The 396-nt window shown below is 69.2% G+C and carries 1 protein-coding gene; it reads right to left on the bottom strand.

Annotation, left to right across the window (positions count from 1 at the left end; translation table 11 throughout):
- On the bottom strand, positions 1-396 hold a 396-nt coding region (locus ABD323_RS42660; RefSeq protein WP_344447427.1), incomplete at both ends, for a penicillin-binding transpeptidase domain-containing protein.

The following is a 396-nucleotide window of genomic DNA, read 5'->3' as shown; positions in this document are numbered from 1 at the left end:
CGGCGGCCACCGCGAGGTTGCCCCGGTAGGCGGTGAACCAGCTGTTGTCGTCGGCCTGGCCGTTGACCTGGGCGGTACCGGTCTTGGCGCCCGCCCCGGCGGTGATACCGCTCATCGGGCCGGCGGCGGTGCCGCTGGTGGCGGTCAGGTTCATCATCGCTTGCAGCCCCTTCAGGGTGGCCGGGGAGAGCGTCTTGTCGGCCTTCTGCTGCTCGGAACCGGGCACCAGGATCGGCTGGCGGAAGACTCCGCTCTGCACGGTCGCCGAGACCGAGGCCATCGCCAGCGCGTTGGTCTGGACCCGGCCCTGCCCGATGTACGCCATCAGGATCTGCTCCTGGTTGGTCTCGACCGGGATCTTGGTGTCGAAGCTGGAGAGACCGGTGTCCCAGAACG

Source organism: Kitasatospora nipponensis (assembly GCF_039528135.1).
GTDB lineage: Bacteria > Actinomycetota > Actinomycetes > Streptomycetales > Streptomycetaceae > Kitasatospora > Kitasatospora nipponensis.
The sequence above is the reverse complement of the archived record's forward strand: the minus strand, read 5'-3'. Positions and strand labels throughout refer to the sequence as shown.